Origin of the sequence: Burkholderia sp. Bp9090 (genome assembly GCF_003857985.1) — a bacterium.
In the GTDB taxonomy this organism is placed as follows: Bacteria; Pseudomonadota; Gammaproteobacteria; order Burkholderiales; family Burkholderiaceae; genus Burkholderia.
Map to the genome: position 1 here is coordinate 48,293 of NZ_QTPV01000028.1, position 22,160 is coordinate 70,452.

The 22,160-nt window shown below is 68.1% G+C and carries 22 protein-coding genes; 14 read left to right on the forward strand and 8 right to left on the reverse strand.

From position 1 onward, the window contains the following. Positions 1 to 817 precede the first annotated feature (817 nt). The 11 genes from DIE16_RS23435 (at position 818) to DIE16_RS23480 (ending at position 13,396) form a co-directional block, all read left to right on the forward strand. Positions 818 to 2,401 carry an ABC transporter substrate-binding protein gene (locus DIE16_RS23435; RefSeq protein WP_044844270.1) on the forward strand — a complete coding sequence of 528 codons (1,584 nt, stop codon included), beginning with the start codon at positions 818 to 820 and terminating at the stop codon, positions 2,399 to 2,401. Between the two features lie 79 nt (positions 2,402 to 2,480). Continuing rightward, entirely contained in the window at positions 2,481 to 3,434 is a 954-nt protein-coding gene (locus DIE16_RS23440; protein WP_124893504.1) for an ABC transporter permease, read from the forward strand. A gap of 30 nt (positions 3,435 to 3,464) precedes the next feature. Continuing rightward, entirely contained in the window at positions 3,465 to 4,424 is a 960-nt protein-coding gene (locus tag DIE16_RS23445) for an ABC transporter permease (RefSeq protein WP_124519861.1), read from the forward strand. Next, positions 4,424 to 6,298: an ABC transporter ATP-binding protein gene (locus tag DIE16_RS23450; RefSeq protein WP_124893505.1), complete on the forward strand. Its 1,875-nt coding sequence runs from the start codon at positions 4,424 to 4,426 to the stop codon at positions 6,296 to 6,298. The genes DIE16_RS23445 and DIE16_RS23450 overlap by 1 nt, the downstream gene beginning before the upstream one ends. A gap of 153 nt (positions 6,299 to 6,451) precedes the next feature. Further along, positions 6,452 to 7,786 (forward strand): FAD-binding oxidoreductase, encoded by a 1,335-nt coding sequence (locus DIE16_RS23455; RefSeq protein ID WP_185735508.1) that lies wholly within the window; start codon positions 6,452 to 6,454, stop codon positions 7,784 to 7,786. Positions 7,787 to 7,811: 25 nt separating this feature from the next. Continuing rightward, positions 7,812 to 7,940 carry a hypothetical protein gene (locus DIE16_RS37240; RefSeq protein WP_260434435.1) on the forward strand — a complete coding sequence of 43 codons (129 nt, stop codon included), beginning with the start codon at positions 7,812 to 7,814 and terminating at the stop codon, positions 7,938 to 7,940. Between the two features lie 11 nt (positions 7,941 to 7,951). Next, entirely contained in the window at positions 7,952 to 8,404 is a 453-nt protein-coding gene (locus DIE16_RS23460) for a helix-turn-helix domain-containing protein (RefSeq protein WP_124893506.1), read from the forward strand. A gap of 116 nt (positions 8,405 to 8,520) precedes the next feature. Next, complete coding sequence (locus DIE16_RS23465; protein WP_124893507.1) at positions 8,521 to 9,255, forward strand: cupin domain-containing protein; 735 nt, start codon at positions 8,521 to 8,523, stop codon at positions 9,253 to 9,255. Between the two features lie 2 nt (positions 9,256 to 9,257). Continuing rightward, entirely contained in the window at positions 9,258 to 10,583 is a 1,326-nt protein-coding gene (locus tag DIE16_RS23470) for an FAD-binding oxidoreductase (protein ID WP_124487269.1), read from the forward strand. An 86-nt stretch (positions 10,584 to 10,669) separates the two neighbouring features. Then, positions 10,670 to 12,139, forward strand: coding sequence for an aldehyde dehydrogenase family protein (locus tag DIE16_RS23475; RefSeq protein WP_124893508.1), 1,470 nt, complete (start codon positions 10,670 to 10,672; stop codon positions 12,137 to 12,139). A gap of 36 nt (positions 12,140 to 12,175) precedes the next feature. Further along, positions 12,176 to 13,396: a M20 aminoacylase family protein gene (locus DIE16_RS23480; RefSeq protein WP_409364464.1), complete on the forward strand. Its 1,221-nt coding sequence runs from the start codon at positions 12,176 to 12,178 to the stop codon at positions 13,394 to 13,396. A gap of 320 nt (positions 13,397 to 13,716) precedes the next feature. Here the strand turns inward: DIE16_RS23480 and DIE16_RS23485 are convergent, their stop codons facing one another. Together DIE16_RS23485 and DIE16_RS23490 are read right to left on the reverse strand one after the other, a co-directional pair. Beyond that, entirely contained in the window at positions 13,717 to 14,091 is a 375-nt protein-coding gene (locus DIE16_RS23485; RefSeq protein WP_409364465.1) for a hypothetical protein, read from the reverse strand. A 614-nt stretch (positions 14,092 to 14,705) separates the two neighbouring features. Then, positions 14,706 to 14,852 carry a DUF3096 domain-containing protein gene (locus tag DIE16_RS23490; RefSeq protein ID WP_082088472.1) on the reverse strand — a complete coding sequence of 49 codons (147 nt, stop codon included), beginning with the start codon at positions 14,850 to 14,852 and terminating at the stop codon, positions 14,706 to 14,708. A 235-nt stretch (positions 14,853 to 15,087) separates the two neighbouring features. On the opposite strand from DIE16_RS23490, the gene DIE16_RS23495 reads away from it, so the two are divergent. Further along, complete coding sequence (locus tag DIE16_RS23495; RefSeq protein WP_124519856.1) at positions 15,088 to 15,264, forward strand: CsbD family protein; 177 nt, start codon at positions 15,088 to 15,090, stop codon at positions 15,262 to 15,264. A 49-nt stretch (positions 15,265 to 15,313) separates the two neighbouring features. Here the strand turns inward: DIE16_RS23495 and DIE16_RS23500 are convergent, their stop codons facing one another. Both DIE16_RS23500 and DIE16_RS23505 read right to left on the reverse strand, forming a co-directional pair. Continuing rightward, complete coding sequence (locus DIE16_RS23500) at positions 15,314 to 15,697, reverse strand: type II toxin-antitoxin system VapC family toxin (protein WP_124893509.1); 384 nt, start codon at positions 15,695 to 15,697, stop codon at positions 15,314 to 15,316. Further along, entirely contained in the window at positions 15,694 to 15,900 is a 207-nt protein-coding gene (locus tag DIE16_RS23505; protein ID WP_044844336.1) for a type II toxin-antitoxin system VapB family antitoxin, read from the reverse strand. Before DIE16_RS23505 ends, DIE16_RS23500 begins: the two co-directional genes overlap by 4 nt. Before the next feature lie 75 nt (positions 15,901 to 15,975). Here DIE16_RS23505 and DIE16_RS23510 point away from each other — a divergent pair, with 75 nt between their 5' ends. Then, complete coding sequence (locus DIE16_RS23510) at positions 15,976 to 17,631, forward strand: MmgE/PrpD family protein (protein WP_260434436.1); 1,656 nt, start codon at positions 15,976 to 15,978, stop codon at positions 17,629 to 17,631. Next, complete coding sequence (locus DIE16_RS23515; RefSeq protein WP_124893510.1) at positions 17,628 to 18,959, forward strand: LLM class flavin-dependent oxidoreductase; 1,332 nt, start codon at positions 17,628 to 17,630, stop codon at positions 18,957 to 18,959. Before DIE16_RS23510 ends, DIE16_RS23515 begins: the two co-directional genes overlap by 4 nt. Position 18,960: 1 nt before the next feature. Here DIE16_RS23515 and DIE16_RS23520 read toward each other — a convergent pair whose 3' ends face one another. Genes DIE16_RS23520 through DIE16_RS23535 form a run of 4 tightly spaced genes read right to left on the reverse strand, consistent with a single transcriptional unit; the run spans position 18,961 to position 22,135 of the window. Beyond that, on the reverse strand, positions 18,961 to 19,800 hold the full coding sequence (locus DIE16_RS23520) for an amino acid ABC transporter ATP-binding protein (RefSeq protein WP_124487262.1): 840 nt from the start codon (positions 19,798 to 19,800) through the stop codon (positions 18,961 to 18,963). Continuing rightward, entirely contained in the window at positions 19,787 to 20,572 is a 786-nt protein-coding gene (locus tag DIE16_RS23525; RefSeq protein WP_124893511.1) for an amino acid ABC transporter permease, read from the reverse strand. Before DIE16_RS23525 ends, DIE16_RS23520 begins: the two co-directional genes overlap by 14 nt. Then, positions 20,562 to 21,296, reverse strand: coding sequence for an amino acid ABC transporter permease (locus tag DIE16_RS23530; protein WP_124893512.1), 735 nt, complete (start codon positions 21,294 to 21,296; stop codon positions 20,562 to 20,564). Before DIE16_RS23530 ends, DIE16_RS23525 begins: the two co-directional genes overlap by 11 nt. Beyond that, positions 21,293 to 22,135, reverse strand: a complete 843-nt coding sequence (locus tag DIE16_RS23535) for a transporter substrate-binding domain-containing protein (protein ID WP_124529515.1) — start codon at positions 22,133 to 22,135, stop codon at positions 21,293 to 21,295. Before DIE16_RS23535 ends, DIE16_RS23530 begins: the two co-directional genes overlap by 4 nt. Between the last annotated feature and the right edge of the window lie 25 nt (positions 22,136 to 22,160).

A 22,160-nucleotide genomic window follows, 5' to 3' on the forward strand; every position in this document is an offset into this window, starting at 1 on the left:
GACTGCGTGACTGCGTGACCGCCCGACTGCCCGACTGCCCGACTGCCTGACTGCCTGACTGCCCGGCTGCCTGATTGCTCGACGTCTGACTGCCTGACCGCCTGACCGCCCGACTGCTGGCCGCCGCGTGCGCACCCGCCGGCAACGCCATCACCTCGTTTTCCTGACGCCACGCCGGCAAGTGTTCGGCGTGGTGCTCACCAACCTGCCGGCTCCGACCGCGTCGCAGCGGGGAGTCGCGGCTTGACGGCCCGTCACGGGTTCGCGCCCGGCGTCGGATCATCCGGCCGCTCCCTGTTGTCCGCCCGTCGTCCGGCAAAGCCGCTTCGACGTCGCGGCAATCTCCTGACCTTTCATGCGCCGGGCGTCCTCGCGGCCGGCGCCCGCCGTCCGGTGCGCGCGCGACGTTCCGGTCGCACCGGGCGCCGCGGGCCGCGAGCGCGCATTCCACACAAACATGCGGTTTGCGAGTGTCGAACGCGTTTCGGATGCCGCGCGGCCAATTTTGTCGGCGCAATCTGCCGCGCGTATCACTTTACGATTTCCTTCGTCGCGCACGTATCGCGCAGTGGTCGCGACGCGGCATCGAGCCGATGGCGGTACGCGTGGTCACGCAGCAAATCATGCTGCGCGGGCGGTCCAAAACGGTCGAATCGTATCGTGCAGCCGCCCCGAATCGCGATAACCCGCATTTTGGCGATGCTTAAATGAACTCAATGCGCACGACGTCGCGCCCGCGACCAGCACACGGGCACGACGGAATTCTCGAACCACGCTGGACCCCAGGACCCACTTTCCACAGTCAGGAGCAGTTCGGATGAGCGACGATATCGACAACGGCAGCAAGGGCGGCTTCACGCGCCGCGACATGATGCGGGTCATGGCGGCGAGCGGCATGATGGCCGCCGGCGCCGGCGGGCTGCTGATGCAACCCGGGACGGCGTTTGCGGCACCCGCGCCCAAGCGCGGCGGCAAGATTCGGGTTGCGAACGAATCGGGCTCGACGGCCGATACGCTCGACCCGGCCAAGGGCTCGACGGGCGCCGACTACATCCGTTTCTTCATGTTCTACAGCGGCCTCACGCAGCTCGATGCGAGCCTGACGCCGCAGATGAATCTCGCCCAGTCGTTGCAGACGACCGACGCGAAGACGTGGATCATCAAGCTGCGCAAGGGCGTCACGTTCCACGACGGGAAACCGGTCACGCCGGCCGACGTGGTGTACTCGCTGATGCGCCACAAGAACGCGGCCACCGCGTCGAAGGTCAAGCCGCTCGCCGATCAGTTCGCCGACGCGAAGGCGAGCGGCCCGGACGAGGTCACGCTCGTGCTCGCGAGCGCGAATGCCGATCTGCCGGTGATCCTCGCGACGCCGCAACTCGTGATCGTCAAGGACGGCACGACCGATTTCAGCACCGGCATCGGTTGCGGCCCGTACAAGCTGAAGTCGTTCAAGCCGGGCGTGTCGACCGTCGGCGTGCGCAACGACAGCTACTTCAAGCCGGGGATGCCGTACCTCGACGAGATCGAGCTGATCGGCATCAGCGACAGCGCCGCGCGCCTGAACGCGCTGCTGTCGGGCGACGTGCACCTGATCAACGCGATCGATCCGCGCTCGACGCAGCGGGTCGCGTCGACGCCGGGCTATGCGCTGCAGGAAACCAAGTCGGGGCTCTATACCGACCTGATCATGCGCAGCGACAACCCGATCGTCGCGAACCCCGATTTCGTCGAAGGGATGAAGTACCTGTTCAATCGCGAGCAGATCCGCTCGGCGGTGTTCCGCGGCTACGCGGTGATCGGCAACGACCAGCCGATCCCGCCGGGGCATCGCTACTTCAACGCGTCGCTGCCGCAGCGGCCGTACGATCCGGACAAGGCGAAGTTCCTGTTCCAGAAGGCGGGCGCGCTGGGCGCCGCGCTGCCGCCGATCTATGCGACCTCCGACGCGAACGGGTCGATCGAGATGGCCGTGCTGCTGCAGCAGGCCGGCCAGAAGATCGGGCTGAACCTGCAGGTGAACCGCGTGTCGGCGGACGGCTACTGGTCGAATCACTGGATGAAGCATCCGCTCGGCTTCGGCAACATCAACCCGCGTTCGAGCGCCGACGTGCTGTTCACGCAGTTCTTCAAGTCGGACGCGCCGTGGAACGAGTCGGGCTGGAAGAACCCGAAGTTCGACCAGCTGCTGCTCGCCGCGCGCTCGGAAACCGACGACGCGAAGCGCAAGCAGATGTACGGCGACATGCAGGTGCTCGTCGCGCAGCAGTGCAGGGTCGGCATCCCGGCCTTCATCAGCTTCCTCGACGGCTACGACAAGCGGATCGCGGGCCTCGGCTCGATCCCGACCGGCGGGATGATGGGCTTCATGTTCGCCGAGCACGTGTGGTGGAACGCCTGACGCCGGCGCGTGCCGCCGCCGTGCGGCCGGTGCGGATTGCCGCGCCGGCCGCACGCGGCCTCTACGGGAGTGAAGTTTCATGAATCGAATCCTGCTTGGACTGATCGGCCGGCGCATCGCGGTCACCGCGCTGACGCTGCTGATCGTGTCCGCGATCATCTTCACGATCACGAACCTGCTGCCGGGCGATGCCGCGCAGGCCGCGCTCGGCCAGTCGGCGACGCCCGAGACGGTCGCCGCGCTGCGCCAGCAGTTCGGCCTCGACATGCCGGCCCACGTGCGCTACCTGAACTGGCTCACCGGGCTGCTGCACGGCGATTTCGGCCGTTCGCTGTCCGGTGACATGCCGGTGTCGGCGATGATCGGCGGGCGCCTGCCGAAGTCGCTCGCGCTCGCGGCGATCACGACCGCCGTGTCGGTGCCGATCGCGCTGCTGCTCGGCATCCTCGCGGCGGTCAAGCGCGAGTCGGTGGTCGACCGCGTGATCAGCCTCGGCACGCTGGCGCTCGTCGCGACGCCGGAGTTCCTGATCGCGACGGTCGCCGTGCTCGTGCTCGCCGTGAAGCTGCACTGGCTGTCCGCGCTGTCGTACAGCGGCCCGATCGAGAGCCTGCACGATTTCCTGCGTGCGTACGCGATGCCGGTGCTGACGCTGTGCGCGGTCGTGGTCGCGCAGATGGCGCGGATGACGCGCGCCGCGGTGATCGAGCAGTTGAGCGCGTCGTATGTCGAGATGGCCGTGCTGAAGGGCGCGAGTCCCGCGCGCGTCGTGCTGCGCCATGCGCTGCCGAACGCGATCGGGCCGATCGCCAATGCGATCGCGCTGAGCCTGTCGTACCTGCTCGGCGGCGTGATCGTCGTCGAGACGATCTTCAACTATCCGGGCCTCGCGAGCCTGATGGTCGATGCGGTCGGCAATCGCGATTTCCCGCTGGTCCAGGCCTGCACGCTGATCTTCTGCGTCGCCTACCTGACGCTCGTGCTGTTCGCCGACCTCTGCTCGATCGTGTCGAACCCGAGACTGCGGACCTGAGCGTCCCGCCCACCTTCCGAGATGCCGACCATGCACCCGACCGAACCCGTTCATCGCAGCACCGCGCTGCCGCCGTCAGGCGAACCGCGCTCGCCGTCGGGAGGCGCGACGCCGCCCGCCGCGCCGTCCCCCGACCAGCCGCGCAAGCGCCGCGCCGCGCGCATCAGACTGACGACCGGCGGCCGCATCGGCCTGTCGATGGTCGGCCTGATGCTGTTCATCGCGGTGTTCGCGCCGCTGCTCGCGCCGCACGACGTCGGCGCGATCGTCACGCCGGACGTGTTCGCGCCGTTCAGCGCGAAGCTGCCGTTCGGCGCCGACTTCCTCGGCCGCGACATGCTGAGCCGGATCCTGTACGGCACGCGGCTGACCGTGCTGCTCGCGCTCGCGGCCGTGCTGCTCGCCGCGCTGACCGGCACGACGCTCGGGCTGCTCGCGACCGTGTCGGGCCGCGCGGTCGACGAGACGATGAGCCGGCTGCTCGACGCGCTCACGTCGATTCCGTCGAAGATGTTCGCGCTGATGTTCGTCGCTGCCTTCGGCTCGTCGCTGCCGCTGCTGGTCCTGACCGCCGCGGTCAGCTACATGCCGGGCTCGTACCGGATCGCGCGCGCGCTGGCGGTCAACATCAGCACGCTCGAATTCGTGCAGGTGGCGCGGGCGCGCGGCGAGAGCGCGCTGTACATCGCGTGCGTCGAGATGCTGCCGAACATGATCCATCCGATGCTCGCCGATACCGGGCTGCGCTTCACTTTCGTCGTGCTGCTGCTGAGCGGCCTGAGCTTTCTCGGGCTCGGCGTGCAGCCGCCGTACGCGGACCTCGGCTCGCTCGTGCGCGAGAACATCGCGAGCCTCGGCGACGGCTCGGCCGTCGCGATCATGCCCGCGGTCGCGATCGCGATCCTGACGGTGGGCGTCAACCTGTTGATCGACGGCCTGCCGCATCGCGGCCGCCGCAAGGGCGCGGCCGCGGCCGCGGGAGAACACTGATGCGAGATGAATCGACTCCGCTCGTCGAGGTGCGCGGGCTGCGCGTGGTCGGCGGCCGGCCGGGCGGCGAGGAAACGACGATCGTCCACGGCGTCGACTTCGAGATCGGGCGGGGCGAGGTGCTCGCGCTGATCGGCGAATCGGGCTCCGGCAAGACGACGATCGCGCTGTCGCTAATGGGCCATGCGCGCACCGGCTGCCGGATCGCCGGCGGCTCGGTGAAGATCGGCGGCACGGACGTCTGCACGCTGTCGGCCCAGGCGCTGACCGCGCTGCGCGGCCGCCGGGTCGCCTATATCGCACAGAGCGCGGCCGCCGCGTTCAACCCGTCGCGCACGATTCTCGACCAGGTGATCGAGAGTGCGCTGATCCACAAGACGATGACGAAGCGCGACGCGCAGGCGAAGGCGGTCGAACTGTTCCGCGCACTCGCGCTGCCGGAGCCCGAGACGATCGGCAAGCGTTATCCGCACCAGGTGTCGGGCGGCCAGCTGCAGCGGCTGATGGCCGCGATGGCGCTGATCACCGATCCGGAGCTCGTGATCCTCGACGAGCCGACCACCGCGCTCGACGTGACCACGCAGATCGACGTGCTGCAGGCGTTCAAGAGCGTGATCCGGCGCTGCGGGATGAGCGCGGTGTACGTATCGCACGATCTGGCGGTGGTCGCGCAGATGGCCGACCGGATCGTCGTGCTGAGCGACGGCGTGATCCGCGAGGCGGGCGCGACCGCGCAGATCCTGCATGCGCCGGTGCACCCGTACACGCAGAGCCTGATCGCGGCCGTCACGCCGAACGATGCGCAACGCGACGAGAAACCGGCGCCGGCCGAACCGGCGCCGCTGCTCGACGTGCGCGGTGCGGTCGCCGGTTACGGCGGCCGGACGGCAAAGGGCTGGCCCGCGAAGCTGATCCTGCACGAAGTCGACCTGCGCATCGGGCGCGGGCAGACGGTCGGCGTGATCGGCGAATCGGGCTCGGGCAAGACGACGCTCGCCAAGGTGATCGCGGGCCTGGTCCCGGCGGCGGCCGGGAAGATTCTGCTCGACGGCGAGCCGCTCGCGCTCGATATCGCCAAGCGCACGAAGGAGCAGCACCGCCGCGTGCAGATCGTGTTCCAGAACGCCGATACCGCGCTCAACCCGGTGCATACCGTCGAGCGCACGCTCGCGCGGCCGCTCGCGTTCTATCACGGGATCAAGGGCGCGCGTGCGCGGCAGCGCGTCGCCGAGCTGCTCGAACTCGTGCGGCTGCCGCCCGCGGTGGCCTCGCGGCGTACCGGCGAGCTGTCCGGCGGGCAGAAGCAGCGCGTGAACCTCGCGCGCGCGCTCGCGGCCGAGCCCGACCTGATCCTGTGCGACGAAGTCACGTCGGCGCTCGATACGGTCGTCGGCGCCGCGATCATGGATCTGCTGCGCGACCTGCAGGCGAAGCTCGGCGTGTCGTACGTGTTCATCACGCACGACATCGCGAAGGTGCGCGCGATCAGCGACGACATCGTCGTGCTGTACGCGGGCCGCCGTGTCGAAACCGGTAGCCGCGACGCGCTGTGCGCGCCGCCTTATCACCCGTATTCGCATCTGCTGGTGTCGTCCGCGCCGGAGCTGCGCGCGGGCTGGCTCGACGATGCGGCCGAGCGTTGCCACCGGCCGCTGGTGCCGATCGGCGAACGCGAGAACGAGGCCGAGCTGTGTCCGTTCCTGTCGCGCTGCGCGATGCGCGTGGACGGCGTCTGCAACCGGACGGCACCGGCGCTGCGCACGCTCGGCAACGGCGCGCAGGTGCTGTGCCATCGCAGCGAGGAAGACCTCGCGCGCTTCCAGGCGGAACCGGCGCCGGAGGGTGCCGCGCCCGAGCAGCCGGTGCAGCTGTAGCGCGCGACACGCCGGAAGTTCGCCGCGCGCGACGTGGCAAGTGAAGCGGCGAACGGCGCACCGCATAGTCTGCTGCGGCGGTCGCGCAAAACGGCGCTTTGTGCGCGTGCCGCGCGCGAATACGCGGCAACTGCGGTTTTTGATGGTGATTAAATGATTTCCCATGAACGGCCGCCGATCGTCGTCGCCGACATGCTCGAGAAGAATCCGATGAAATTCGAATCGTACTGGCTGGATACCCGCCCCGCGTTTCGCGCCGGCTGCGAAGGACCCGTCGAAGGGCGGGCCGACGTGGTCGTGATCGGCGGCGGCTTCACCGGCCTGTCGGCGGCGCTGGCGCTCGCGCAGCGCGGCGTATCGGTGGTCGTGCTCGAAGCCGCGCAGGTCGCGGGCGAAGCGTCCGGCCGCAACGGCGGCCAGTGCAACACGGGCGTCGCACAGGATTACGCGTCGCTGGCCGCGCGCATCGGCGCGGAGCCGGCGAAGCAGTTCTATCGCGCGTACGAAAGCGCGGTGAAGAGCGTCGAGACGATCGTCGCCGAGCACGCGATCGACTGCGATTTCCGGCGGGCGGGCAAGCTGAAGCTCGCCGCGAAGCCGCAGCATTTCGCGGGGCTCGAAAAGACCTTCGACGTGTTGCGCCGCGATGTCGATCCGGACATCGAACTGATCGAGCCGGCGCGGATTCGCGACGAAGTCGCTTCCGACGGTTTCTACGGCGGACTCCTGCAGCGCAACGGCGCGCAGATGCACATGGGCAAGTTCGGCGTCGGGCTTGCGCAGGCGGCCGTGCGCGCCGGCGCACGCGTGTACGAGCGTGCGGCCGTCACGCAGCTCGAGCGGCTCGACGGCGAGCGCCACGCGATCACCTGCACGCGCGGCAGGATCGTCGCCGATCGCGTGCTGGTCGCGACCGGCGCATCGCAGCACGGCCCGTTCGGCTGGTTCCGGCGGCGTATCGCGCCGGTCGGCAGCTTCATCGTCGTGACCGAGCCGCTGCCCGACGCACAGTTGAACCGGCTGTTCCCGCAGCGCCGCGCCTACGTGACGTCGCGCCAGATCGGCAACTACTTCCGCGTGACGCCCGACAACCGGCTGCTGTTCGGCGGCCGCGCGCGCTTCGCGATGTCGAGCCCGCGCTCCGACGCGAAAAGCGGCGACATCCTGCGCGCCGGCATGGCCGGGTATTTCCCGGAACTGGCCAAGGTGCGGCTCGATTACTGCTGGGGCGGGCTGGTGGACATCACCGCCGACCGGCTGCCGCGCGCGGGCCAGCACGACGGGCTCTATTACTCGATGGGCTACAGCGGCCACGGCGTGCAGATGTCGGTGCACATGGGCCGCGTGATGGCCGACGTGCTGTACGGCGCCGCCGCGTCGAATCCGTGGCGCGACCTCGAGTGGCCGGCGATGCCCGGCCATTTCGGGCACGCGTGGTTTCTGCCGATCGTCGGCGCGTATTACCGGATCCAGGATTTCCTGCACTGAAGCGACTGCCCCCGGAGGATTGGATATGACCGCACGATTCGTTTGCCCGCTCGCCGCCGGCAACGGCCGCCGCGACGGGAGCGGCGGCGACACGATGGCCGGGCCGGGCGCGCCCGGCGCCGCGCCGCGCGCTGACGCGCAGGCGGCCGCATGAGGACGGCGAGCATGGTCACCCTGTTCCACGACGCGGACGAAGGCGCGACGCCTCGCGCACCGCGTGTTCCGCAGCCCGTATCGCCGGCGATCGGCGACGTGCTGCGCACGATCGATGCGTCGTTCGCGCAGCCGCTGAACCTCGACACGCTCGCGGCGGTGGCCGGATTGAGCGTATCGCGTTTCACCGCACGCTTTCGCGGCGAAGTCGGGTTGTCGCCGCACCGGTATCTGTGCCTCGTGCGCGTGCGGCGTGCGCAGGACTTGCTGCGCGCCGGCCTCGCGCCTTCGGTCGTCGCGACCGAGGTCGGCTTCTTCGATCAGAGCCACCTGTGCCGGCATTTCCGGCGGGTACTAGGGATCACGCCGCGCGATTACGTGGTCGCGCGGCCGGGCACGCCTGCGCGACCGTCTTCGATGCGCACGCACACCGAGCGCCGCGCAGCGTCGTGTCACGCCGCGTAGGCGCAACGGCGACGGGCACGCCTGACGGATGGCCGGCGAGCGCGCCGGCGAACGACCATTTCCGATATCGCGCGACGGTTTTCAACCCGGCCGCCGCGCATTGCACAGGAGCAGAAATGACCGCAGCTTTCGTGTTGCACCGTGCCAACGGCGCACCTTCGTCAACCGCGTTTCGCCAGCAGGCGTTCGGCGCGAACGATCCGTTCGCGCGCCATCGGGAGATCGCCTGGGAAGGGCCCGACGCGATGGCCGCCGGACGTATCGCCTTCGCCGGCGAACTCGACGTGGCGAGCTTTCCGCACATCGAAACCATCGCGATCATCGAAGGCGAGCTGACGCTCGAAGCGGCCGGTGCCGCACCGCTCGTGCTGGGCCCGGGAGAAGGGGCCGTGATCGGCGGCGGCACGGCGCTGCGCGTCACCGCGGCATCGCGCGTGCTGTTCACGTTCTGCGCGGCCGCGTGCGCGACACCGACGAAGCGCGGCGTGTTCGCGCTGCGTGCCGACGCCGACTTCAAGCCGTCCGCGACGCTGCCGCCGGAGGTCCTGATCGGCCCCGCGCCGCAATGCCGCAGCGACAACGTGTTCGTCGACGACGGCGCCGCGTACTGCGCGGGCACGTGGGATTCGACGCCGTATCACCGGATCGTTCGCCCGCATCGCGTGAACGAGTTCATGCTCCTGCTGGCCGGCAGCGTCCGGTTCGCGGCGCCCGACGGCAGCGTGCTGTCGCTCGGCGCCGGCGACGCGCTGTTCGTGCCGCGCGGCGCGTCGATCGGGTGGGAAAGCAGCGAGCGCGTGGCGAAATTCTACGTCGTGCAGAACGTCCACGTATCCACCGAACGAGACTGACCATGTCCCCTCCGCTGCGCCTTATCGAAACCTCGCCCACGCTGCCGGCCTCGGCCGACGTCGTCGTGATCGGCGGCGGCATCATCGGCGTCTTTACCGCGTACTACCTCGCCCGGCGCGGCATGTCGGTCGCGCTGGTCGAGAAGGGCCGCATCGGCGCCGAGCAGTCGAGCCGCAACTGGGGCTGGTGCCGGCAGCAGAACCGCGACGCGCGCGAATTGCCGATGGCGAGCAAGAGCATCGACCTGTGGGAACGATTCGCCGCCGAATCCGGCGAAGACACGGGCTTTCATCGCTGCGGGCTGCTGTATCTGAGCAATGACGAGGCCGAGCTGTCCCGCTGGGCCAGCTGGGGCGACTTCGCGAAGACCGCGGGCGTGACGACGTACATGCTCGACAGCAAGCAGGCCGGCGAGCGCGGGCGCGTGACGGGCCGGCAGTGGAAGGGCGGCGTGTTCTCGCCGACCGACGGCACGGCCGACCCGGGCAAGGCCGCGCCGGCCGTGGCGGCAGCACTGATGAAGCTGGGCGGCAGCGTCCACCAGCACTGTGCTGCGCGCGGGATCGAACTCGAGGGCGGGCGCGTCGGCGGCGTGGTCACCGAGGCCGGCGTCATCAGGACGAAGACGGTCGTGCTCGCCGGCGGCGCGTGGGCGTCGTCGTTCTGCCGCCAGCTCGGCATCCGCTTTCCGCAGGCGTCGATCCGTCAGTCGATCCTGAGCGTGTCGCCCGTCGAACAGCGCTTGCCGGATGCGCTGTACACCTCCGGCGTGTCCGTCACGCGCCGCGACGACGGACGCTACGCACTGGCCATCAGCGGCCGCGCGCGCGTGGACGTGACGCCGCAGTTCCTGCGGTTCGCCCCGCAGTTCGTGCCGATGTTCGCGAAGCGCTGGCGCAATCTGCTGCCGGGCGGCCTCGAGGGCATGCGCGGCGGCCACGAAACGCTCAAGCGGTGGCGGCTCGATGCGCCGACCCCGATGGAGGCGGTGCGCATCCTCGATCCGAAGCCCGACATGCCGACCGTCACCGAAACCTATCGTCGTGCCGTCGAACTGCTGCCCGAACTGCGCGAAGCCACGATCACGCACGCATGGGCCGGGTACGTCGACAGCACGCCGGACGGCGTCCCGGGTATCGGCGAAGTGCCGGGCGTGCCGGGATTGATCCTGGCGGCGGGCTTTTCCGGACACGGTTTCGGCATCGGCCCCGGCGCCGGTCACCTGATCGCGGATCTCGCCACGGGCGCGCCGCCGATCGTGGACCCGGTACCGTATCAGCCGGGCCGGTTCGCCGATTCCGCCTGGGGCAAGGTTGCCGATTTCTAGTGTGAGGCCGTCTCGCGGACGACGATGGCGGCCTCCGGGCTTCCGCCGTTCGCCGGCGCATGGTATCGATTCAAGGACACCCCGCAATGCATTCACCCATCGATTCACCGGTTCGTCACCTGATGGAAGCCGGCAGGCTGGAGCGCTTCTTCATCGACGGCGACTGGGTCTTGCCTGACGGCGGCGACCGGTTCGCGGTCGTCAGCCCGTCCACCGAAGACACGCTGTGCGAGATCCCGCTCGGCAATGCACGCGACGCCGACCGCGCGGTGCAGGCCGCGCGCAATGCTTTCGAGCGCTGGGCCGCGACTTCGCCGCAGCAACGCGCCGCACTGCTCGACCGCGTTCACGCGTTGATGCTGGAGCGTGCCGAACGTTTCGCGCTCGCACTCGCGATGGAAATGGGCGCGCCGATCAATTACGCACGCGGCGCCCATGTGCCGCTCGCGGCCGAACATATCCGCGTCGCGCGCGACAATCTGGCCAGTTACCCGTTCCTGACGCGGCGCGGGACGACCGCGATCGTGCGCGAGCCGATCGGCGTGTGCGCGCTGATCACACCGTGGAACTGGCCGATCTATCAAATCACGGCGAAGGTCGGCCCGGCGCTCGCGGCAGGCTGCACGGTGGTGTTGAAACCCAGCGAGCTGTCGCCGCTCAGCGCGTTGCTGTTTGCCGAAGTGATCGCCGATGCGGGCGTGCCCGCCGGCGTGTTCAACCTGGTGAGCGGCAGCGGAGCCGAAGTGGGCGCGGCGCTCGCGTCGCACCCGGAGGTCGACATGGTGTCGATCACCGGCTCGACGCGTGCCGGCGTGCTGGTCGCGCAGGCCGCGGCGCCGACCGTCAAGCGCGTCGCGCAGGAACTCGGCGGAAAGTCGCCGAACATCGTATTGCCCGATGCGGACCTGTCGCGCGCCATCGCGCCGGGCGTCGCCGCCGCGTTCCGCAACATGGGCCAGTCGTGCAGCGCGCCGACCCGGATGATCGTGCCGCGCAGCGTGCTGGGCCGCGTCGAGGCGCTGGCCGTCGCGGCAACGCAGCAGCTGGTCGTCGGCGATCCGTTCGCCGACACGACGACGCATGGTCCGCTGGCCAATCGCGCGCAGTTCGGCCGGGTCGCGCAGATGATCGACGCGGGCCTCGACGAACGGGCGAAACTGATCGCCGGCGGCCCCGGGCGGCCGGCGGGATTCGACCGCGGCTTTTATGCGCGGCCGACCGTGTTTTCCGACGTCCGCACCGACATGACGATCGCGCAGCAGGAGATCTTCGGTCCGGTCCTCGCGATCCTGCCTTACGATACCGTCGACGAGGCCGTCGCCATCGCGAACGACACGGTCTATGGGCTCGGCGCACATGTGCAGGGCACCGACAAGGAACGCGTGCGCGCGGTGGCCGCGCGCCTGCGCTCGGGTCAGGTCCATCTGAACTACCCGGCGTGGGATCCTCAGGCACCGTTCGGCGGGTACAAGCAGTCGGGCAACGGCCGCGAGTACGGGATCGAAGGGATGGAGGAGTACATGGAGGTCAAGTCGATCGTGGGTTTTGGCGATTGACGCAGCCGCTGCGCGCGAGCGCGGCGGCAGTACAGAATGGAAGCCGTCTACTTTCCGAAGGTGCCGACATTGGATAATCCCGATTTCCCCGAGACGTCCCTGAAAGCCCATTGCGCACACTGGGCGACCTTGCGTCGCGACCTGCATGCGCATCCCGAGTTGCGGTTCGAGGAACACAGGACGGCCGACGTCGTCGCCCGCGAGCTTGAAGATCTCGGCTATGAGGTGTCGCGCGGGCTGGGCGGCACGGGCGTCGTCGCGAGCCTGCCGGGTGTGGACCCGGGCCGCGGAATCGTGCTCCGCGCGGATCTGGATGCGTTGCCGATCCAGGAGGCCAACGACTTCGCGCACGCATCGGGCGCGCAAGGCATCATGCATGCGTGCGGGCATGACGGGCATACCGTCATGCTGCTCGGCGCCGCGCGCATCCTGAAAGACCTGCCGCAGTTGCCGGGCACCGTGCATTTCGTGTTTCAGCCCGGGGAAGAGGGCGGCGCGGGCGCGCGCAAGATGATCGACGACGGGCTGTTCGAGCAATGTCCGACGGAAGCCGTGTTCGGCATGCACAACTGGCCCGGTTTGCCGGCCGGGCAGTTCGGGTTGCGCACCGGCGCCATCATGGCGGCCGGCTGCCGATTCAGGATCACGGTGACGGGCAAGGGCGCGCATGCGGCGCAGCCGCACCTGGGCATCGACCCCGTGCCGCTCGCGTGTTCGATGGTGCTGCAGTGTCAGACCATTGCCGCGCGGCACAAGGATCCGGTGGACCCCGCCGTCATTTCCGTCTGCATGTTCCATGCGGGCACGACGGACAACGTCATTCCGGACAGCGCCGAGTTGCGCGGGACGATCCGCACGCTGTCGTCGGCACTGCAGCAACAGTTGCAGCGCGACGTCCGGCTCGTGTGCGAAGGGCTGGCCGCGGCTTATGGTGCGCACGTCGACATCGAGTTCTTTCAGTACTATCCGGCGACGGTCAACACGCCGGCCGAGACCGCACTCTGCGAAGCTGTGATTCGCGACACGTTCGGCGACGAGCGGCTTCACCCCGACGTGCCGCCGAACATGACGTCCGAAGACTTCGGCTTCATGCTGGAGGAGCGCCCGGGCGCGTACGTGCTGATCGGCAACGCGCCGGCGGGAGCGGCCGCGCCGGCGCTGCATCACCCGACGTACGATTTCAACGACGACATCATTCCGGCCGGCGTTCGCTACTGGGTCGCCCTGGCACAGCGTTACTTCACGCGATTGTCGTGAGTGCGTGCCGCAACGGCGGGCGACGTCGAATCCAATCCGGCTGATACCGCGCGATTCGCGGGCGCTCGTACCGCGGACACTCGAATATTGTCGGTCCGAGGTTGCCCGCGAAACGCGCGAGACAGGCGCTTTCGTGCATGCCGACCACGCGCGCCACTTGCTCGACCTTCGGCAGGTCGTTCAGCGAACGCGATGGACGGCGAATCGCCGTGCGCACGAGCCAGGACTGAAATGGTCCGAAGCGATCAGGCAAGTCCGTGCGCAAGCAACGAGCGTGTCAAGCCGGAGAGGTCTCCGCAGTTTCCGGTGGCTCGTCGTCGCTATTCACGATACTCGTGTTCGTGCATGTGTTCATGCTCGTGTTCGTGTTCGCGCCACGGATCACGTTCACGCGGATGACGATGCATCCACGCCTCGTGCTCCCAGTAACGATGGCCGTCCCAGTAGCGGTCGCCGTGCATGCCAATCGTGACCGACACACCCGGCGCCGGGGCGGCCTCCTCGTACCTCGGTGGCGGTACGACGTAGGTTTGCGCGAAGGCCGTGCCGGCCGCGACGAGTGCGCCGCCTGCCACGAGTGTCGCCAGAATTCGGCGGTTTGCAATTGTCATGGGCTTCATAGCGCTGTCCTCCATTCGATACCCGAGAACGCGCACGATTCGTTCCCATACGGAGCGGCGGCGCTTCGTTGCCATTTCAACCACGCCCCCCGCGTTGCTTCGTAGCCAGCACCGATCCGGTGGCCGCACGCACGACGTCATCGTCGCTGCGGATTTGACATGCAATCGCTTCGAGGCACAGTGCGACGCGTAAAGGGAAGGAGTGCAGAGCATGATGATGCGAAGCGAAACCCCTTGCGGACGAGGTATACGACGCACTCGTCATTTCGGTTCCGATCCGACAAAGGAACACTTACATCGAATTGAAACGAAATGGAGGGAAACGGGGAAAAGTCTGACCAGGGGGAATCGAATTTGCGATCGAGGGCGTGAAAATCCCCCGTTTCTGCCATGCCGATGTCGGGTCGAATATCGCTTCTATCCGAAGGGAAAGCCCTGCGCCGCGTTGCGACAAGGCGCGCACTCGTCGGGATCACGGTTCTCCGCATCAGGCCGCCCGGCGCAGAGGCGGCGAGTCATTGCGTCAAGGAAAGACGCGCCATGTCGTCGTCTTTCTCGGTTACGCATCCACGTGCAGACGGCATAGGCGTTGCTCATTTCGCTGGCGGTGTCCGCCGCCGTGAACGCAAGCATGGCGTCACGATGGACTGATGCGCGTCCGTAACCGGCTATCTCGTGCTCATGTCAATTCAATGGATACGTCCGCCGAACAGACCGAGCAGCCCGATGATGATCAGGTAGAGCGCAACGATGTAATTCAGCAGGCGCGGTACCACGAGGATGAGAATGCCGGCGATCAGCGAAACCAGCGGGCCGGCGCTAGTGACGATATTCATGCTTCCTCCGCAAGATTGGCAACGAGTGGCCACAGCCTGCCTTTCCTCCGGCACCCGTTACAGACGCGCGAGCCTGGCGAGCGTCCAGCCTTCGACCGTCAACTCGCTGGTCACAAGCGCGAACGCTTCAGGCGATGCAAGCGCCGTGCCTGCACCGACGTTTTCATCGCGATTCGCTCAGCGTGCCGGACCGGTATTCGCAGTTCGCGCACCCGTCAGCCTCAAGGAGCAACTCATGAACAAAGATCAGGTAAAGGGCCGCCTCAGGGAAGCAAAGGGCAAACTGAAGGAGCTGGTTGGCAAGGTCGTGGGAAATCCAACAGACAGATTGACGGGCAAGGCCGAACAGATCGTCGGCAAGACACAGGCATCATTCGGCGATGCGAAGGAGCGACTCAAGAAGCGGCAATAGAGCCTGACGTGGGAGACATCGAACTGGAAGCCATAGGCACTGGCTTCGCTCAATGCAGGTCAGGCGGTAAGTAATGAACCCCGAATTGCTCCGCCAGTTGGGCGAGCCGCCGATCGCGCGTCCAGAGCCACGTGCTCGGGGTCAACAGCACCGACGCCAGCAGCGTGCAATCCACTGCGCCGCATCCGCGCCCATACAGCCGTTCCCGCTCGATCCAGTCCGCTACTTCGGCTGGCGTCGCGAGCCGCGTTTGGCGCAATAACGCGAGATCTCCCAGCGTTCGGGCCCGCGGTTCGGGGGGCGTCCCGCACGTCAGCTCGAGTATCACCAATGGATGCGTCAAGACGTCATCGACACGCAGCAGCTGGATAAGCGCTGGTAGCGGTCGCCGGAAATGCGCGACCCAGACCGATGTGTCGATCAGAACGCTCATCGGGTAGCCGCCTCCGGGTTACGGCGTGGCACATCCGGCATGTCCGGGGCGCGACCGCCAAGCGCGGCTAGGCGTTGTCCGGCCTGGACACGCACGAACGTTTCGAGTGCAGCCCGGAACAGGTCGGCCGGCGACGTGCCCGGCTCGGCGAGTTCGAGTGCGCGCGCATAGAGCGCGTCGTCGACGGTAACAGTAGTACGCATGATGACTCCGTTGATGCCTTTATGCATCAATTTTAGCATCAATTCGGCAGCGGTCCAGTCGTTGATAAAAACGCCATGCCAGAATTTTTCACTTTCAACCGCGGCAGTTTTGTGGGCCCGGGCCCGGGTCAGTCCGCCGAAAACTCGCTCACACGACGGCAGTGTTTACCGGGAACCGCTCATGGGAGCGAACTCACCGATCTCCGTTCAAGCAACGCTGAATGCGCGATATCGAAAGCTCGAATACTTGGTTGGGCACGCAAGGATGCTTCGCTAGTATCCAACGCTCCCATGCGAGCAGGAACCGGAAGGTTCCCGGTTGCGCCGCCCGTTGCGGCATTTCGCGATTTTCCAACGGCTGACATGTCTCCCCACTTGAATCCCGACGGCACGGCGGGCGACGTCACGCGCCGGCTGGCCGCAGCGATCGCGTGCGCCGAGCCCGCGCGCAATCCGCCCGCCATCGCTGCCGCGCGGCGCGGCCTGCTCGACTTCCTTGCCGCCGCGTTCGCCGGCGCTCGCGACAACGGTTACCGCAAGCTGCTGGCGGCGTGCGGACGGGATTCGGCCGGCGCCGCAGCGGTGATCGGCAGCGCGATACCGGCGTCGCCGCAACATGCCGCGCTGCTCAATGGCTATGCAGGCCATGCGCTCGATTACGACGATGTGCACAGCAGCGTGCGCGGCCATCCCGGCACCGTGCTGCTGCCGGCGTTGCTCGCGCTTGCGCAGGTGCGCGCACGCAGCGCGCTCGAACTGCTCGACGCCTACGTCGTCGGCGTCGAGACGATGGCGCGGATCGGTCTCGCGCTCGGCAGCCGCCACTACGAACTCGGTTTCCACAACACGGCGACGCTCGGCACGCTCGGCGCGGCCGCCGCCGCGGCGCGTCTGGCCGGGCTCGATGCGGCGGCCACCGAAAACGCGCTCGGCATCGCCGCGACGCAATCGGCCGGGCTGCGCCTGCAGTTCGGCAGCGAGATCAAGCCGTTGCACGCGGGCCTTGCCGCGCGCGCGGGGCTGTTCGCCGTGGCGCTCGCCGAGGCCGGATTGACCGGCGCACCGGGCGCACTCGACGGCCCGGAAGGATTCTTCGCCGTGTTCGGCGGCGGCGCGTCGCAGCCGGCGCGCGTGCTGGCCGACTGGGGCGCGCCGTGGCAGATCGTGTCGCCCGGCCTGTACTTCAAGCCGTGGCCGTGCTGCACGGCAACCCATTACGCCGTGCAGGCCGCGCTCGATCTGCGCACCCGCCATCGCATCGCGCCGGCGGACATCGAGGGCATCGTGGTCACGTTCCCGCCGGGCGGCGACACGCCGCTGTCGGACCGACTGCCGGCCACCGGCCTCGAAGCGCGCTTCAGCGTGGAATACGCGGTGGCCGCCGCACTGACGGACGGGCCGCCCGGCGTCGCGACGTTCGCCGACGTGCCCGTGCGCGACGACCTGATCGCGCTCGCCGCACGCGTGACGCGGCGCCACGATGCCGCGGCGCCGCGCGCGTCGACCGATCCCGCGACGCGTTTCTCGGTCGTCGAGATTGCGCTGCGCAACGGCGACACGCTGCGGCAACGCACCGAACGCCTCGTCGGTGCCGACGACCTTGCCGCGAAGTTCGCGGACGCGACCGCCCACGATCCCGCACTCGCGTTCGTCCCGGAACTGATCGATACGATGCGAAGCACGGCCGATCTTGCCCGACTTTTCCACACCTTTACGTCGCTTCAATCATGAGCACCGAACGCAGCACACCTTCCCGCCGCCAGATGCGCCTCGGGTTGTTCCTCCAGGGCGCAGGACACCACGTCGCCGGCTGGCGCCATCCCGATGCCGAATCCGGCAGCGAGAACTTCGATCTGCTGCGCCGCGTCGTGCAGACCGCCGAGCGCGCGAAGTTCGACATGGTCTTCCTGGCCGACGGCTTGACGAGCGGCCCCGACGCGCATCCGTCGATGGCGATGCGCTTCGAGCCGCTGAGCCTGCTGTCGGCGCTCGCGATGCATACGCGGCACATCGGCCTTGCGGCGACCGCGTCCACGACGTACAGCGAGCCTTACCATATCGCGCGCGTGTTCGCATCGCTCGACCACCTGAGCGGCGGGCGCGCGGCCTGGAACGTCGTGACGACTTCGTATGACCGCACCGCCGCGAATTTCACGCGCGGCAATCATCCGGATCACGCGCAGCGCTACGAGATGGCCGGCGAATTCGTCGATGTCGTGAAGGGGCTGTGGGACAGCTGGGACGACGACGCGCTCGTCAGGGACAAGGCGCGCGGCGTGTATTTCGACCCGGCGAAGGTGCACACGCTCGATCACGCCGGACGCTTCTTCAACGTGAGGGGGCCGCTCAACGCGTCGCGCCCGCCGCAGGGCCATCCGGTCGTGATTCAGGCCGGCTCGTCGGGCCCCGGCCAGGAGCTTGCCGCGCGCACCGCGGAAGTCGTGTTCACCGCGCAGCAGACGCTCGAGGAAGCGCAGGCCTTCTATCGCGACCTGAAGGGTCGGCTCGCGGCATACGGCCGTGCCGAGGACGCGCTTGCCGTGATGCCGGGCGTATTTCCGGTGATCGGCCGCACCGAGCAGGAGGCCAAGGACAAGTATGCGCAGCTCCAGCAATGGACGGATACGTCGGGCGCGCTGACGCTGCTGTCCGACCGTCTCGGCCACGACGTGTCGAAGTATCCGCTCGACGGCCCGCTGCCCGACCTGCCCGAATCCGATCAGCTGAAGAGCCGCGCGAAGCTGCTCACCGATCTCGCGCGCCGCGAGAACCTCACGCTGCGCGAACTCTACTATCTCGTCGCCGGCGCGCGTGGGCACCGGATCGTGTGGGGCACGCCGACGCAGGTCGCCGACGCGCTCGAGGAATGGTTCGACGGCGGCGCCGCGGACGGCTTCAACATCATGCCGCCGTATTTCCCGGGCGGACTCGACGATTTCGTCGCGCATGTCGTGCCGGAACTGCAACGGCGCGGCCTGTTCCGCACCGAATACGAGGGCACGACGCTGCGCGACCGTCTCGGGCTCGCGCGCCCGCCGAGCCGCTACGCAGCGCGTTGAGTCAGACCGCGAAGCGCGTCAGGTCGAGTGCGACCGGCGCGCTGTCGCGGCTTGCGTGCGGGCTGCCGGCCGGACCGAGCGTATGCGCGAGGAAGGCCCGCGTGCGCGGGCTTTGCGGCGCGCGGAACAGCTGCGTGGCCGACCCGTGCTCGACGATCACGCCCGCCTCGGTGAAATAGACGACGTCGCTGATTTCCTCGGCGAAGCGCATCTCGTGCGTGACGAGCACGCAGGTCATGCCGTCGCGCACGAGATCGCGAATCACCGACAGCACGTCGCCGACGGTTTCCGGATCGAGCGCGGACGTCACTTCGTCGAACAGGATCAGGTCGGGCTGCATCGCGAGCGCGCGGGCGATCGCGACGCGCTGCTGCTGGCCGCCCGACAGCTCGCCGGGGTAGGCGTGCGCCTTGTCCGCGAGACGCACGCGTTCGAGCAGCGCGTGTGCGGTGCGCACCGCATCGTTGCGATCGCGGCCGAGAATCCGGACCGGGGCGACGACGAGGTTGTCGAGCACGCTAAGGTGCGGAAACAGGTTGTATTGCTGGAACACGAAGCCGACCCGCTTGCGCAGCGCGATTTCGTCGCGCTCCGATGCGAGCAGGTCGACGCGCGTGCCGTCGACCTCGATCAGGCCGCGCTGCGGCCGCAACAGCCCGGTGATGCAACGCAGGATCGTCGATTTGCCGGAGCCGGACGGGCCGATGATGGACACGGCCTGGCCGCGGTGCACGTCGAGATCGATGCCGCGCAGCACGGGCGTCGTGCCGTAGGACAGGTGCACGTCGCGCAGGCGGACGAGCGGCTCGTCCGCGCCGCGCGGAGTTTCAGTGGAATGCATGACGTCTTTCGAGAAGGCGGGTGAAACGGGCGATCGGGTAGCAGTACGCGAAAAACAGGCCGAGTACCGTGAAATAGACGACGACGGTGAAGTCGGCTCGCGCGACGGTGTTGCTCGCGACCTGCGCGGTGTCGAGCAGGTCGTGCACGCCGACCAGCGACGCGAGCGCGGTGGCCATCGCGATGCTCGCATACAGGTTCATCCACGGCGGCAGCATGCGGCGTACGCATTGCGGCAGGATGATCCAGCGGAACACTTGCGCGCGGCTGAACGCGAGCGAGCGTGCGGCGTCCCACTGCGCATGCGGAATCGACTGGATCGCGCCGCGGAAGATTTCCGCGAAGTTCGCGCTCGCGGGCAGCGCGAGGCCGAGCGTTACCTTGAACCAGTCCGGAAACGGCAGCGACGCATGGCCGAACCTGATTTCGAACGGGAACACGTAGGTCGAAAAATAGATCAGCACGAGCAGCGGCGCGTTGCGGAACAACTGCACGTACGCGCGCGCCAGCACGCGCGCGATGCCGAGCCGCGACAGCGTCAGCGGGCCGAGTACGAGGCCGGCGAGCGTGCCGATCGCGATCGCGATCGCGCTGATGCCGATGTTGACCAGCATCGCCTTGCCGAGCGCCGGCAGCCATGTGGCGAGCGCGACGAGGGTCGGATGACGGCGGCCCGCGACGGCCAGCGCGACGACGGCCAGCGCGGCCAGGGTTGCCGCGACGGCGCGCCATCGTACGAGGCGCGCGGGCTGCGCGCGCATGTCAATGGCCATAGCCGGGTATCCTCAGGCGGTGTTCCAGCCAACGTCCCGCGAGGTTGACCGTGAACGTGAGCGCGCCGAAGAAGAGCAGGATCAGGATCATCAACTCGAGCACATTGTCGCGTTGCGTCCAGATCATGATCGACGCATAGGTGACGTCGCCGACGGCGATCGCCGAGGCGACCGTCGTCATCTTCACGAGGTCGACCAGGTTGTTGACGAGCGCGGGCAGCGCGAAGCGTATCGCGAGCGGCAGCTGCACGTGCCAGAGCCGCTGGCGGCGGCTGTAGCCGAGCGATTGCGCGGCCTCGAGCGTTGCGCGCGGTACCGCTTCGAGGCCGGCGCGCAGCGCTTCCGCATGGAACGCGCCCTTGTGCAGCGAGATCACGATGACGCTCCAGATGAACGGCGTCAGCGGATTGCCGCCCAGATTGCGCAGTGCGGCGCTGATCAGCATGTTGACGACGAGGAATGCGCAGAACAATTGCACGAGCGTCGGTGTGTTGCGGGTGACCTCGACGAATGCGCGCGCGGGGCGCGCGAGCGCCCCGCGCGGCGACACCAGCAGCGCGGCGAGCACGACGCCGCAGGCGAGGCTGCCGACCGCGGTCGCGATCGACAGTTCGAGCGTCACGCCCATCCCGTGCACGAACGACTCGCGTTCGTCCGCGGCGAGCACGAAGCTGTAATCGAGGCCGAACTTGCGGAGCGCATCGACGGCGGCGGCCACCGTCATGTGCGCTGCGCCTTGAGCTTCGTGTGCAGGTCGAGCACGGCTTGCGACGGCGTCATGCCGTTCTTGCGCTCGACGTCGAGCAACCAGCCGCTGCGGTGCCAATCCTGAACGATCCGGTCGAGCGCGCCCTGCGTGTCGGTCTCGCCCTTGCGGACCCAGATCACCGCCGGCGACGGAATCAGGTCGGTCGACAGCGGCGTCGTGTAGTCCTTCCAGTCGGGGTTGCGCGCGACGAGCATGCGCAACGTCGGCGCGACGTGCACGGCGGCCACGCAGTTGTTGCCGCGAAGTGCGAGCAGCGATTCCGGCTGGCCGCGGAAGGCCTTCACCTGCGCGCCGTATTCCGTCGCGAGCGGCTTCGTGTAGTTGCTGCCTTGCGACACGCAGACCGGCTTGCCGCGCAAGTCGGCCCAGGACTTGATACCGCTGTCCTTGCGCGCGATCAGCGCGCCGCCGATGGATTCGAACGGCGTCGGCGCATACGACAGTATCTCCGCGCGCTCCGTCGTCAGCTCCATGTTGGCGATCAGCGCGTCGACCTTGCCCTGCTGCAGGAACTGCACGCGGTTCGACGGCTGAACCGGTGTCAGCTCGACGTCGACACCGAGTCGTTTCGCGACGTCGTTCGCCAGATCGACGTTGAAGCCGACCGGCTTTTGCGTCGCGGGATCGAGCGAGCCGAACGGCGGGCCCGACAGGATCACGCCGATCGTGATCGTGTGACGTTGATGGATGCGATCGAGCGTGCTGTCCGCGCGGGCGACGCCGGAAAAAACGGAAAGGAGGGCGGCGACGCACAGCGCGTGGCCCGACGTAGTGCGAAACGATCTGCTGAACATGGGAAAGAGGAACGTTGTTTGAGCG